Source organism: Paenibacillus nasutitermitis (genome assembly GCF_014641075.1).
Taxonomy (GTDB): domain Bacteria; phylum Bacillota; class Bacilli; order Paenibacillales; family Paenibacillaceae; genus Paenibacillus_Z; species Paenibacillus_Z nasutitermitis.
Genome location: NZ_BMHP01000003.1, coordinates 503,416 through 517,789, shown reverse-complemented (window position 1 = coordinate 517,789; position 14,374 = coordinate 503,416). Strand labels below are relative to the sequence as shown.

At 49.0% G+C, this 14,374-nt stretch carries 12 protein-coding genes; 10 read left to right on the top strand and 2 right to left on the bottom strand.

The window, feature by feature from the left end; genetic code table 11:
- Positions 1-57: 57 nt before the first annotated feature.
- Positions 58-1,659, top strand: coding sequence for a helix-turn-helix domain-containing protein (locus IEY46_RS21300; RefSeq protein ID WP_188994804.1), 1,602 nt, complete (start codon positions 58-60; stop codon positions 1,657-1,659).
- A 41-nt stretch (positions 1,660-1,700) separates the two neighbouring features.
- Here the strand turns inward: IEY46_RS21300 and IEY46_RS21295 are convergent, their stop codons facing one another.
- A complete protein-coding gene (locus IEY46_RS21295; protein ID WP_229750444.1) occupies positions 1,701-2,561 on the bottom strand; it encodes a helix-turn-helix domain-containing protein in 861 nt (286 codons plus the stop codon).
- A 186-nt stretch (positions 2,562-2,747) separates the two neighbouring features.
- On the opposite strand from IEY46_RS21295, the gene IEY46_RS21290 reads away from it, so the two are divergent.
- On the top strand, positions 2,748-3,485 hold the full coding sequence (locus tag IEY46_RS21290) for a phytanoyl-CoA dioxygenase family protein (protein ID WP_188994800.1): 738 nt from the start codon (positions 2,748-2,750) through the stop codon (positions 3,483-3,485).
- Between the two features lie 119 nt (positions 3,486-3,604).
- On the opposite strand, the gene IEY46_RS21285 is transcribed toward IEY46_RS21290, so the two are convergent.
- On the bottom strand, positions 3,605-4,345 hold the full coding sequence (locus IEY46_RS21285) for a hypothetical protein (protein WP_188994798.1): 741 nt from the start codon (positions 4,343-4,345) through the stop codon (positions 3,605-3,607).
- Between the two features lie 361 nt (positions 4,346-4,706).
- On the opposite strand from IEY46_RS21285, the gene coxB reads away from it, so the two are divergent.
- From coxB to IEY46_RS21245, 8 genes are all read left to right on the top strand, one after another.
- Entirely contained in the window at positions 4,707-5,747 is a 1,041-nt protein-coding gene (gene coxB / locus IEY46_RS21280; RefSeq protein WP_188994796.1) for a cytochrome c oxidase subunit II, read from the top strand.
- 69 nt (positions 5,748-5,816) lie between these two features.
- Positions 5,817-7,625 carry a cytochrome c oxidase subunit I gene (ctaD, locus tag IEY46_RS21275; protein ID WP_373288876.1) on the top strand — a complete coding sequence of 603 codons (1,809 nt, stop codon included), beginning with the start codon at positions 5,817-5,819 and terminating at the stop codon, positions 7,623-7,625.
- Positions 7,622-8,242, top strand: coding sequence for a cytochrome (ubi)quinol oxidase subunit III (locus tag IEY46_RS21270; protein WP_188994792.1), 621 nt, complete (start codon positions 7,622-7,624; stop codon positions 8,240-8,242). The genes ctaD and IEY46_RS21270 overlap by 4 nt, the downstream gene beginning before the upstream one ends.
- 3 nt (positions 8,243-8,245) lie before the next feature.
- On the top strand, positions 8,246-8,563 hold the full coding sequence (locus tag IEY46_RS21265) for a cytochrome C oxidase subunit IV family protein (RefSeq protein ID WP_188994790.1): 318 nt from the start codon (positions 8,246-8,248) through the stop codon (positions 8,561-8,563).
- Between the two features lie 88 nt (positions 8,564-8,651).
- A complete protein-coding gene (ctaG, locus tag IEY46_RS21260; protein ID WP_188994788.1) occupies positions 8,652-9,569 on the top strand; it encodes a cytochrome c oxidase assembly factor CtaG in 918 nt (305 codons plus the stop codon).
- Between the two features lie 56 nt (positions 9,570-9,625).
- Complete coding sequence (locus IEY46_RS21255; RefSeq protein WP_373288851.1) at positions 9,626-10,081, top strand: DUF420 domain-containing protein; 456 nt, start codon at positions 9,626-9,628, stop codon at positions 10,079-10,081.
- Between the two features lie 180 nt (positions 10,082-10,261).
- Positions 10,262-13,360, top strand: a complete 3,099-nt coding sequence (locus IEY46_RS21250) for a PAS domain-containing hybrid sensor histidine kinase/response regulator (RefSeq protein ID WP_188994784.1) — start codon at positions 10,262-10,264, stop codon at positions 13,358-13,360.
- Positions 13,361-13,645: 285 nt separating this feature from the next.
- On the top strand, positions 13,646-14,371 hold the full coding sequence (locus IEY46_RS21245) for a hypothetical protein (protein WP_188994782.1): 726 nt from the start codon (positions 13,646-13,648) through the stop codon (positions 14,369-14,371).
- Positions 14,372-14,374 lie beyond the last annotated feature (3 nt).

Sequence of the window (14,374 nt, the reverse complement as noted above, 5' to 3'; positions counted from 1 at the left end):
GGCTTTCTTCTTTGTTTTACAATAATGAAAATCATTCTCAATTAGGAGGGGAGTCAAATGGAGGAAGGTACCGGGGCGGGCAAACGCGAAACGCTATATTATTCCTTAAAACAAATTGAGCTGGTAAACCAGCCTTTTCCCGGCCGGTCAGGCAGGACGGGTTGCCGGGACTATACCTTAATTATCGTAAAGGACGGACAGGGCCGTGTCATGCAGGCGGGAGCTGACGTTCAACTGGAACAAGGGACGGGACTGCTGCTGGAGCCGGACATGCTTAAAGGGATCGAGAGCGGAGAGCGAGGAATCAGCTTCTACCAATTAAGCTTCGAAATCGCCAGCGCAGCAGGGGAACGCTTCAGTCCTGTAAAGGCAGGGTCCAATGGAGGGTTAATCCGCTGCGGATCTTTAATCTGCCAACCCTTTCCCCAATATCTGCTGCTGCTGGACGCTTTATTCAACAACCGCAATGCGAGGGAAGAAATCCAGCGGTTCACCAACCACATCCGGTTTCAAGAGCTGCTGCTGCTTGTTTTTTTGGCCAATCCTGCAGACCCGCAGGAACAGAATCCGAAGAGTATCGTACAGCGGTCTATCGATTATGTGAAAGAGAACTATAATGAAGCGCTGACCGTTGACCAATTGGCAGCTATGGCGGGGACAAGCCGGTCCCGCTATACGCAGCTGTTCAAAGAAATTACAGGACAGAATCCGCTGAGTTATGTGAACGGCATCCGGATCGAGCGGGCCCGGCAACTGCTGGCGGCAACAAATGAGCGCCTGCATGATATCGCCCAAGCCGTAGGCTACAGCAATGAGTATTATTTTAACCGGCGCTTTAAAGGGACGCTTGGCATTACACCCGGGCAATACCGACGTTCGCATCAGGATAATATCCGCGTGTTTGCTCCGTTTCTGGAGGATTACCTGCTAGCGCTGGGGGTTATGCCTGTCGTGCAGTTTTCGCATGCCCTTTGGGGAAAGCAGGATTATTTGGGCCTTCACCATGTTCCCGAGTTCGATATTTCTTCCGGTGATTGGGAGGAACTGTCGGATCACAAGCCGGAACTGATTATGCTGAATCAGGGGTATAAACGGTGGAGTCTGGAGGAATGTCGCGGGATTGCCCCGCTGTTCAGGCTGCCCTTCGGATGCGAGGATTGGCGATCGACGCTCCAGTCTGTTGCATCGGTCTTCGGAAGATCGGACAGAGTCCGGGAAATTATTAGTGATTATGAGCATAAAAGCAGGGAGGCTGCTGGTATCCTGAGCCGCTCCGTCCGCTCGCAAACGGTGGCTGTGCTTCGTATTTCCGCCTGCGCTGTGGTGTTGTATGGCTGCGGAGGGCTTGGCTACACAGGAAATGTATTATACGGAGAATTAGGCTTGCGGCCTCATCCGCTGGCCCAGCAATTAACCCGGGGAGAGCGCCGGGTGCGCCTCACCAGCGAGACATTGGCCCAACTGGACGCGGATCACCTGTTCATCACCTTCGATAAGCTGGAAGGCGAGGGCCGCGAGCTGCTGGATACTCCGCTCTGGAGAAGTCTGCCGGCAGCCCGCAACCGCTGCGTCTACGAAGTGGATTTCATGGCCTGGATGAATTATGGCGTGCTTTCGCACAGACGCAAGATCGACGATGTTCTGCGGGTATTGGCATGAGGGGCCCTGGCCTGACAAAAAGAGGATATCCGGAACCGGTTTTACCCGTTTTCCGTTTTGGAACGAAAGCTTCTGGGCGCATCCCCGAACATTCGTTTGAACATTTTCTCGAAATTCGTTAGTGTATTGAAGCCGGAAATATAGCTGATTTCCGAGATCGGAAGGGTGGAGGACTGGATCAGCGATTTGGCGAAGTTCAGCCGCAAGCTTTGGAGGTACTGCTGAAAAGCCGTTCCGGTTGTTTTGCGGAAGCAGTCGCTGAAATAATTAGGCGAAAGCCTGGCCTGCCGGGCTGCGATCTCCAGGGAAAGCGGTTCGCGGAAATGATGATGGATATACACCAGCGCATCCTGGATGGCGGCCGCATGGGAAAACGCCGTCACAGGCTGCGTTTTGCTTTTCTCCGGCTGCTTTGCCTCGCATGCGCGGTACAATTCAATAAGGATTCGGTCGAGGGCGCTCCTTACCATCATGCTTTTGCCGGGATAATCGTGTTTGGATTCCTTCAATATAAGAGAGAAGCATTGGACAAGCTCCGTGGCAATCTCTTCTTCCATCATAACGGACAGCTCCAAGGGATTATGGAACAGCAGCTCCCGCATCCGGGGCTCCATCCATTCATCGGAGAAGATCAGATTATAAATCTCGAGCGTATGGTCCGGAGCCGGGCCGATGGTGTGAAAATCCGCGGGTGTCAGCAGAAACAGATCGCCTTTAGCGATGGGCTTGGAGACACCGTTGACCATATTAAAGCCTTCGCCGGACACAATGAATGAGATTTCATAAAACTCATGCCAGTGCAAAGTGACCAGTCCGTCAATCTGCTGATGAAAGATACGAAAGCTGGAGGATGAGAAATATTCGTTGTTGGTCAATCTCCTCGGCAGCGGAGGATGGGCCATTAATGTTCAGCTCCTTTACGTTAAAAAAGGTTATAAAAGTCGCAGTTATAAAGTGATTATACCGCATTGTTAATTGAATCTGAAGATATGCGTATTTTGTCTGAATATAAAAGGAGAATCTGCCCCCTGAATCGTCGTAGAATAAGGACATCACTTTAAGTACAAACCATAGGGAGGCCATAAATAATGACTTTGTCCACGCTTACACCCGAACAGGTGAAGGATTATCAGAAGAACGGTTACTTGCTCCATAAGAAGCAGCTTTTCAGTCCGGAAAAAATGCGTACTCTGACTGAAATTTTCGATGACCAGCTCGCCCAAAAGGGAAGCAAGCTCTCCGACGAGCTGGATACGCCTCATTTCCGCGATGAACGTCTGCTTGATTATCTGCTTAGCGATGAAGTGCTGGATTTGGTGGAGCCGATTATCGGACCTAATATCGGTTTGTGGTCCAGCCATTTTATATGTAAGGATCCCGTTGTTGGACGCCCGACGCCATGGCATGAAGACTCTTCCTATTGGCAGGGACGGCTAAGCTCCTTCGATAAAATCATTACCGTATGGCTGGCGATTGACCGCAGCTGGAAAGAGAACGGATGCATGCGTGTAATACCCGGCACTCATGAGAATGGATTCTCCGAATACGAGGATGTGGACGCGGCGAATAACCTGTTTGCCACTCAAATCAAAAACGTCGATGATTCCAAAGCCGTCTACTTTGAGCTGGAGCGCGGCGAATGCTCGCTGCATGATTCCCGGATCATTCATGGTGCGGAGGCAAACAAAAGCCCTTACCGCCGCTGCGGATATACGATGAGATATTTCTCCACGGAAGCCAAGGTGGATCCGGAGAAGAATGCCGGATTTAAGGTGTGGCTGGCACGAGGCAAGAATATTGCAGGAAGCAAATTTGTCAATGAATGATCTTGCATGACCACGGCCAGCATCCGGATTGGATTGGATCAGGCCGGCGCTGTACAAAGTAATAAGAGTAGAGTAGAAATCAGGCTCAAGACAGGAAGAGGCGCACAATGGCGCCTCTTTTAGTCTTGAGTTATTTTATTTTGGGCGCGGCGCATCTGGACATCCAGCGGTTCCGGGACATCATTGCCGCCGTCGAACTGATGCTTGACCAACTTATTGAAGGATTCCGTCCATGGGGAAAGAGTGTGTCCCGACCAGGCTTCCTGGGCATACTGGACAAGGTGGTTCACAAACTGCTGGTTGGCGGATATATGAACCTCCTGGACCGTCGGCGCGAGTTTGCGGATATGAACGGCGATGGTCTGCTTAAGCTCACCGGATATTTCATTGTGGTCATTAATTGAGAGCTGGGAATTATAAGGGCCGACGATTCGCTGGTTGTTCCAATAAGGACTTCCCGTTTCCGTATTGAAAACACCGGAATTGGAGCCGGTATTGTCCTGCTCCCTGGCTCGCATGCCCCCGGTTTTGCGGGTTCCGGTTGCCGTCCAGTCCAGTGTCATGCCCACATAAGCATTCTTGTCCGTCAGAAATACAAGCGCTGCGGCGACGCCGTTAATATTGGACACCTCTGTGGAGAGGATGTTGCTGTACTCAAGCCATTGATTGTCATGCTGTCCCGCAATGCCGCTCATTGTTCCGTACATGCGGCTGCCGATCATTTTAGGATCGTTTTTTTGCTGGGTCCCGTAATCATAGGTGCTGTTCTCTGTATGACGCCTGTAGTTGCACCCGCTTGGGACGGTTAGAATTATCGTAATTACTGCGAATGAAGCAAGAAGCTTGCGAAGCTTTTCCATAATGGATCGCCCCTTCCTTAGGTCTGTTATTAGCATGGGCGACGAAACTTGAAATATGCATCGAAATTACATACATAAAGAACCATGGTTTAAGCAAACAATGAAGGATAGACATGGAGGCTGAAGGGAGTCCGACGGGATCCAAAAGGCAAGCGAAAAAGCGATAAAATCGGGTTATTTTAACCTTTGAGAACAATTTGTGAACTCTCTTGGGAACATTGACAAATAGGACCACCAACTTTATATTTAATAAAGTGATTAGATTGCGGAAGTTTGTCTACACATCAGGAAAAATAACGCAGCAGAGCCGAATTTCCGCCATCCACGGCTGCTGCGAAAAAGTCAAAAGTGGGGTTGATTGATGATGAATCGGTGGCACGTTCTAAAACGGCTTATACCTCTTCTAGCGGGGATGGTACTGCTCCTGTCAGCATGCGGACGAGCTGACCTGTCGGCGCTGAGACCGCAAGGACCGGTAGCCGACGAACAATTCGGACTAATGAAGCTGACTACTATTCTCATGGTAATTGTAGTGGTCGTCGTCTTCGCACTGGCGTTCTATGTTATTATTCGCTATCGCCGCCGTCCAGGCGACAAAATTCCGGTTCAGGTTGAAGGTAACCATAAACTGGAAATTATTTGGACAGTTATTCCGATTATTCTTTTGATTATCATGGGCGTCCCGACTATTCAATCGGTATTTGGACTTGCCAAGGATTATTCCAAAGATCCGGATGCCATTCAGGTTAAAGTTACCGCGCATCAATACTGGTGGGAATTTGAATATCCGACATATGGTTTGAAAACAGCTCAGGAGCTGCTCATTCCAAACGATGCCGTTATTTCTATCGAGGCCAAAACGGCCGATGTGCTTCACTCCTTCTGGGTTCCTTCGCTTGCGGGCAAGATCGATACAAACCCGGGCGGAAACGTAAACAGAATGTTTTTTGAAGCGCCAAAAACAGGCGTGTACTTAGGGAAATGCGCAGAGCTTTGCGGACCTTCCCACTCACTGATGGATTTTAAGGTTAAGGTCGTGGATCGTGCGTCGTTTGAGCGTTGGATCGCCCAGATGAAGGAGCCGGTCGCCCTTCCTGCAGATAAAGAAGTTGCCGATCTGCTTACAAGCCAATGCTTGTCCTGTCATGCAATCGGCGCCAACGGCGGACAGACTTATCCCAATCTGACCGGAGTAGGCAGCCGGGACTCTGTTGCCGGTATTATGATCAACAGAGACAATCCCGAATATAAGAATGAAGCGCCAGTTGAGGATAACCTGAAGAACTGGATTAAGGATCCTCAAGCCGTTAAGCCCGGAACGCTTATGCCTAAAGTAGAGCTCAATGATCAACAGCTTGATGCCATCGCCAAGTACTTGGCTGACTTGAAGCTTAATTATTAATTTACTCGCGGATTGAAGGAGGTACCAACTTTGGCACATGCACATGCGGTCAAGCGGTATAGCGGCCTAATGGATTGGCTCACTACTGTTGACCATAAGAAAATCGGCATTCTGTATTTGATTGCGGGGGGCTTCTTCTTCCTTGTTGGAGGTCTGGAAGCTATTCTCATCCGGATTCAGCTATGGCAGCCGCAGAATGATTTTGTCAGCGCTGAAACCTTTAATCAGCTGTTGACCATGCACGGTACAACAATGATTTTCCTCGCGGCGATGCCGATGCTTTTTGCGCTGATGAATGCTGTGGTTCCACTGCAGATCGGCGCGCGCGACGTTGCTTTTCCCTTTGTTAACGCTCTTGGCTTCTGGACATTCTTCGCAGGCGGCGTGCTGCTGAACGTCAGCTGGTTCGCAGGCGGAGCTCCTGACGCGGGCTGGACGTCGTATGTGCCTCTGGCTACCACGACCTACAGTTCAGGGCATGGAGTCGATTATTATGTCATCGGCTTGCAGATTGCCGGTATCGGAACCTTGATCGGTGGCATTAACTTCTTGGTGACGATTATTAATATGCGTGCGCCAGGCATGAGCTTCATGCGTATGCCGATGTTCACATGGACCGCCTTTATCACTTCGGCGCTGATCCTTTTCGCTTTCCCGGCATTGACAGTCGGATTGGTCGCTTTGATGTTTGACCGGCTGTTCAGCGGTAACTTCTTTGAGGTCAATAATGGCGGTAATGCTGTACTATGGGAGCATATATTCTGGATATTCGGACATCCTGAGGTATATATCCTGATCCTGCCGGCATTCGGGGTTATCTCCGAGGTTATCAGCACTTTCTCGCGTAAACGACTTTTCGGATACAGCTCGATGGTTTTCGCGACCGTGCTGATCGGTTTCCTCGGATTCATGGTTTGGGCGCATCACATGTTCACGACCGGGCTTGGACCGGTAGCGAACGCCTTGTTCTCCATTGCCACGATGCTGATCGCCGTGCCGACCGGTATCAAAATTTTCAACTGGCTGTTTACCATGTGGGGCGGTTCGATCCGCTTTACTGCCGCCAACTTGTTCGCGATCGGCTTCGTACCGACATTCGTAATGGGCGGTGTAACGGGCGTTATGCTTGCTGCAGCTCCTGCGGATTATCAATATCACGATACCTATTTCGTTGTCGCCCACTTTCACTACGTTATCGTTGGCGGCTTGATCTTCGGTATATTCTCAGGTCTTCATTATTGGTGGCCTAAGATGTTCGGGCGCATGCTCAATGAGCCTCTTGGTAAATTAACATTCTGGACCTTCTTTACCGGATTCCACCTGACATTCTTCCTGCAGCATTTCCTCGGTCTGATGGGGATGCCTCGCCGGGTCTGGACGTATCTGGATGGAATGGGCTTCAACAATCTGAATATGATCAGTACAGTCGGAGCCATGCTGATGGGCTTCGGTACCATATTCTTCCTGATTAATGTAGTGGTCACGGCAATGAAACCTCGCAACGCCCTTGGCGACGCTTGGGAAGACGGACGTACGCTGGAGTGGTCGATTCCTTCACCGCCACCTGAGTACAACTTTGCACAGACACCTCTTGTGCGCAGCTATGACCCTTTCTGGAAAGAAAAGATGGAAGGGAAAAAGGGAATGACGCCGGCCGAGCCGCTTGGTTCGATTCATATGCCGTCACCATCCATTCTGCCATTGGTCATGTCAGTTGGATTGTTTATAGCAGGTCTTGGATTTATGTATCATATAACGATTGTAGGTATTGCAGGCCTTGCGATTACGTTTGGCTGCATGTTCCTCCGCTCGGTATTCGATGATCATGGATTCCATATTGAACCGGAAGAACTGCAAGACAAGGGGGTAAAAGCATGAGCGCACACTCGCATGTAGATGGACAGCTGCCGCACGAGCCGGAGAAAGCAACTCTCGAAGGCCGCAATAAAGTGCTTGGTTTCTGGCTCTTTCTGGGCGGGGAAACGGTCTTGTTCGGAACCTTGTTCTCCTCTTATCTGGCGCTTCGCCATCAAGTGGGAGAAGGAAATCCAACATCACAGGAGCTGTTCCAGCTCCCCACGGTTGCTATAGCCACCCTGATCCTGCTGGTGTCCAGCTTGACAAGCGTATTCGCCATTCAAGCGATGCACAGCCAAAAAGTGAAGGCGATGATCAACTGGCTGATTATTACGGTAGTTCTGGGACTTGGTTTTCTTGGACTTGAAATTTATGAGTTTACCGAATATATTCATGAAGGGCATAAGTTCTCGACAAGCGCATTCAGTACATCATTTTATACGTTGGTCGGTTTCCACGGCGCCCACGTCGCATTCGGGGTGCTGTGGATCGGATTGCTTATTGCTCAAGTCTACAAAAAAGGCTTAACGGTTGTAACCGCGCCAAAGATCTATGTCGCCGGGATGTATTGGCATTTCATCGACGTCGTTTGGGTTTTCATCTTCACTGTCGTTTATTTGATGGGAAAGGTGGGCTAATCAATGTCAACTCATGATACAACGGTGAATGAAGCTGGCAAACGCCACAAGCATGAAGGCCCCAAAAAGCATATTATCGCGTTTATTTTCTCGATACTGCTTACCGTTATTGCGTTCTCAATGGTGGCTGCAGGCGAAATGAACAGCACTTTCGTTTATATCATGCTCGTTTTTATGGCGATCCTGCAGGTCATTATTCAAATGTCGTTCTGGATGCATATGAAGGATCGCGGACATATCTTCCCAATTATCGGAATTTTGATGGGCGTGTTCGTTGTCATTACCATTGTTGTTATGGCGGAGTACTGGGCCTGGTGGTAGTCAGCTATTAAATTGAAAAGAGGGCGGTCCCTAGTTGGCCCCCTCTTTTTTTGTAAATATGGGCAATGCTGGAAAGGGGTAAAGACGCATGCTTGGATTGCAGTATTTCACTTTTGAAGAGCTGTGGAGCCCGATGGTATTCTTTTTTATGACTGCTGTTGTCATTCTATATTTCTATCTCATTGGGCCCTGGAAGCAGAAGCACGCGCCTCAGGAGGCTGCCGCGACATGGATTCAGAAGCTGATGTTTGTTGCGGGTGCGTTCTTGTATTATATGGCGCAGGGTGGCCCGATGGAGATGCTTGGGCATATGATGTTTACTTTTCATATGATGAACATGTCCATCTCCTATCTGATCGTACCGCCGCTTATTCTGCTGGCCGTACCTGCTTTTGTCTGGAGAATGATGTTCAGCAAGCCATTTTGGAAAAAGTTGAATTTCCTGATGCATCCTATTCTGTCATTGCTCCTGTTTAATATGCTATTCTCTGTTTATCACATTCCCGATATCCATGACTTTGTCATGACCCATTTTAACGTCCACCGGCTCTATTATGGGGTTATGCTGATCGCATCATTCATGATGTGGTGGCAGATCGCCTGTCCTGTTCCCGAGTGGAACCGTTTGACGGATTTGCGCAAAATGGCCTACGTGTTCGCGAACGGGATGTTATTGACACCCGCTTGTGCGTTGATTATTTTTGCCACAACCCCGGTGTTTGCGACCTATAATGATCCGCAGGTATGGGCAAAAGCTATGGGTTATTGTGTAACCGGCGATCCTATGCGCTTGCTTACGCTGTTTGACGGACCTTCCTTCTTTAATCTGATGAAGCCCGTAGAGGATCAGCAGCTTGGCGGAATCGTGATGAAGCTGGTTCAGGAAATCATGTATGGCAGCATTCTCGCCTATGTCTTCTTTCATTGGTATCAGAGGGAAAAAGGCGATACGGAGGATGAATTGCCAGGACCAGGTGGAATTGGTCCTGCGGGCGCTGGAGTCTAACAAGCAGGCTGTGTAATAAGGTATGAATAGAAGAATTGGTGGGATGACCCTTGTCAATGTATAATGTATTGCCTGCGATCAGTACGTCTTTCATCCTGATAAGTGGAATATTGGTGGCGATTGGTTGGCGTCTGGCAGTTAAGAGAAACCTGGACGCCCATAAAAAAGTGATGATTGCAGGCGCTGTAGCGGCACTGATATTCTTTATCGTATACGTTTCCCGTACGATATTTGTCGGCAACACAGAGTGGGGCGGACCGGAAGATCTGAAGACCTATTATATGATTTTTCTGTTTTTTCATATTACTTTGGCTACAGTCGCGGCGGTCTTCGGAATCACCACGCTGACGCTTGCTTTCCGCAATAGTTTTGAGAAACACCGTAAAATCGGTAGAATCACAGCGGTAATTTGGCTGTGTACCGCATTTACAGGCGCTTTGGTTTATACGCTGCTTTATATTATGTATCCTGGCGGACATACTAAACCGGTACTTGATATATTATTCGGCTGAAGGCCGATCCGCGATTTGGAATCATAATCATAGAATCATGTGGGAAATTGGAGAACCGGAGTATGACCTTCGGTTCTTTTTTTATAATCTTCTGTGCCATGCTGGAAGCGTTCTCTATTGTTTATAAATGCATGAATAATAGTATAATGAATATATACATGAAACGTGGGAGGGACGATAATGACTGAACCTCCGTTAAACCAGGACACTACGTTGGGACAAGCCTATCATCATGCTATGAATGGTATTGCCATTCTGGTTGCTGAGGATTTAACGGTGCTTTATGCGAATCCTGCCTACAGAGATCTGACAGGGTTTACCGAACAGGAATTGATCGGCAAAACATTTCCCGAATTGACTAAACAAATTGATGGAGAATCATCCATTCCGTCTTATGAGCTTGAACGATTGCTTGCATCCGCGGAAGCTGTATATGATACGGATCATGTGATTAAACATAAGCTGGACTACGACATTCGTACGCATCAACGATGGGCGCAGTATCCGGCAACTATCCCAAACGGAGATTCTGCTTTATTGATAGTTGAGCTATCTGCCAAAGGGCCGGATATGGCCTTTGAAGCGATGGTTTCCTCCATGCCTGATTATCAGGATTTATATTCCCTGATGACGAGGAACGCGCAGGATCTCATATCGGTCAGTACGCCAGATGGCGTGCTGATCTATGTCTCGCCTTCCTCGTGGAGCTTGCTGGGCATCAAGCAGGAAGAATTTATCGGCAGGAAACGCAAGGATTTTTACCATCCTGAGGATGCCGCCCAGATGGATCAGCCAGGGAAGCTTTATTCGGAAAAAGACCGGTTTGTACGGAGAATCCGCCATAAGGACGGCCGCTTCTTGTGGTTTGAGATATGGTCTCATGTTGTGCGGGATAAAGAGGGGAAGCCGGAGAAAATATTGTCCGTCGGACGGAATGTAACGGATCGGAAGAAATATGAGGACCGTCTGAAGAAAGCCAAGCGTATTGCTCATATGGGCAGCTGGGAATGGGATTTGGTCAGAGGCGACCTGTCGATTTCGGAGGAAACAGGCCGTATTATTGGTGAAACTTCCACAGAGAAAATCACCTCGTTCGAGGACTTATTGGAGAGAATCCACCCTGATGATCGCGAGCCGGTTAAAGCGGTCGTCGAGCAGTCGCTTCAAGATGGGCTGCCGGCATCGTTGAAGTGCCGGGTGGTGCATCCGGATGGGAAGATCAGAACGATACGCAACCAATGGGAAACCGTCTCGATTAAAGACGGCAGACCTCTTCAAATGATTGGCATGGTCCAGGATATTACGGAGCAGACTCATATGGAAGAGCGACTGCGGGCAAGTGAACGGAATTACCGTATTATTTCGGAGCATTCGCTGGACTTCATATCCCGCCACGCTGTAGATGAGCATCTGACGATTCTATATGCATCTCCGATTTGCTTTCAGATGCTCGGTTATGAGCAGGAGGAGATGATCGGTACAAGCGGATTGAGTTATGTCCATCCGGAAGACAGAGAGCTTTTCAAGAACGCATTGAAGCATAACGAACGAGGCCGTTATTTGGATACGTATGTATACCGGTTCCGCAAGAAGGATCAGACCTACGTTTGGTTTGAGACAAGCAGCCGGTACACGTTTGATAACAAGGATCAAGTCAAGGAGCTAGTCTCTATATCCCGAAATGTGACGGAACGCAAACAATACATGCAGCAGATCGAGAAACTGAGCTACGAGCATGCGCTTATCTTGAATGCGGTATCTGAGGGCATTTTTGGCCTTGATATCGAAGGGAAGACCACGTTTATCAACCCGGCGGGAGCTCAAATGCTGGGCTTCTGTCCGAATGATACGCCGGAAACGCTCGACTTGAGGGTTATTGAGCAGTATGGTCCGGGAGGCTTGTCATCCGTAGGGACGCCGATCCTTCAGGCGATTCACAGCGGTCGTTCGCATCAGCAGAAAGAGGCTGTGCTGTGGAAAAAAGACGGGACCAGCTTTCTGGCGGAATACCAGGTAACTCCGCTATTCGATAACGGGGTACGTAAAGGGGCAGTCGTGGTATTCCGCGATATTACCGGCGAGAAAGAGATCATTAAAGCCAAGGAATCGGCTGAACGCGCAGACCGGGCGAAGTCGGAGTTTCTTTCCGTCATGAGCCATGAGCTTCGTACACCTATGAACGGTATTATCGGCATGACGGATTTGCTGATGCAGACCGCTATGGATGATGAACAGCGCAACTATGCGGGAATCATCAGCCAGAGCAGCGAGGCGCTGCTCATGATCCTGAATGATATTCTTGATTTCAGTAAAATTGAAGCCGGTAAAATGGTACTGAACCGCGAGCCGGTGCCCGTTCGCGAGGCGATGGATAATCTGCTCGATTTGTTTGTCCACAGGGCGGCGGAGAAGAATATCGAGCTGAAATATGAAATTGCCGATAATGTTCCGGAGTTGATTATCGGGGATCCCGTCCGCTTGAGGCAGGTGCTGGTGAATCTGGTGGGCAACGCCATCAAGTTTACCGATACAGGAAGCATCGTGATTACAGTTGGCATGAAGAGCGCTGTGCCTTTTCAATCCGCACTTCTGGAATTCAAAGTGGTGGATACCGGAATTGGCATCCCCCAGAGCAAACAGCATCAGCTCTTTCAGTCCTTCTCTCAGCTCCATCCTGCAATAAACCGGAAATACGGAGGGACGGGACTGGGACTTGCCATTTGCAAAAATCTCGTAGAGCTAATGGGCGGCATCATCGGTGTCGAGAGCGAAGAGTCGCAAGGAGCCACCTTTTATTTTACGGTCGCGGTTGGACTGCCGGATGATGAAGGCGAGTTTGTGGATTCGGATGATTCAGCCTCTGAGAATGACGGCGAAGAAGAATTATCGGACTTTGCATATGAAAAGCTAAGGATTCTGGTAGCGGAGGATAATCCGGTGAATCAGCGCCTCCTGGCTGCGATCCTTCAACATATCGGATGTCAGATGGATCTGGCGTCCAATGGCGAAGAAGCGGTTGAGGCTGTGGCAAAGAAACGCTATGATCTGATATTTATGGATATCCAAATGCCTGTAATGGACGGACTTACGGCATCCCGAAGGATTAGGGAACAGTTCCCCGGTCATTCTCCGGTCATTCTGGCACTGACGGCATTCGCCAGACAGGAAGACAAGGACGCATGCCTGAGCAGTGGCATGCAAGGTTTCCTGAGCAAACCGATCCGTTCCAATGAAGTGAAGAAGATCCTTCAGAAATGGGCAGGTCTGCTGGACAAATAGGCGGATTAGCGCCCTGTCCCCGGGGCCGATTATACGGACTTTTCTTCTACCGCAAACAGACGCCAATAGAATACTGGCGTCTGTTTGTCATTCAAAAACACTGCGCACACCTCCTCCCGCAAGATATGACGCCATCCGTTACAGGTTTTGGTTATGCAAGCCGCTGATTATGCGCGTTTAAAGTTTCCCGAAACAATTTTATAAATTACGGTTGACAACTTCTGCTTCTTGTCATTATACTGTGTATAAAGATATATACAGTATGATGACCGAAGGGAGAAGAGCATGACCAGTTGGCAGGGCACACTTGTTTTAATTCAATATGATATGCGCCGATCCTGGATCGGACTGATTCTATCCTTTGTTTTTTTCTCCTATGTAAGCTTGATAATATTGCCCGTTATGCCAAACTTCCTGGAGGCGGATCCGGCAACAGCCTTGGATAACTGGCTTGTTGACTTTTTTTATCTGAGCCTGATCCCCTGTATGGGTTTTCTGATCACTCAGAATAACATCAAGTTCTGGAAGACAGATCCTGTAAAGGACAGGATCGCTTATCTGCGCACGCTCCCTGTCCCCATGAATACCATCGTTATCTCCAGGATGATTCAGATGTTGATTTTTTTCTTAATCATTGCGATATGCTTTTTCACCTCGCAGTATCTGATCTCCAGCGATCTGCAAGCGATGCTTAGTCCTTATGAATTTATAGCCTTCGCATTGACTTGGATCGGATATGGGCTTGCGGTGAGCTCGACCTATGTTTATTTTGAAATGGGGGTGGGCGGGAAAGCCTATCCGATTGCCTGCATCCTGTATCTGCTGGTCTATGTGCTGGTCACCCTGCTGCTCTGGTTGAACAATATAAGTGTTATGAAATATACGCTGGATGCCGCCAGAGATCATCATTTACTGCTGCCTGTGTGTATGCTCATATTCGGTTTCCTGACGATCCCAGCCATCGGATGGCTGGTCAAGAAGCGGCTTGATGCAAGCAATCTGGTCCAATAATTG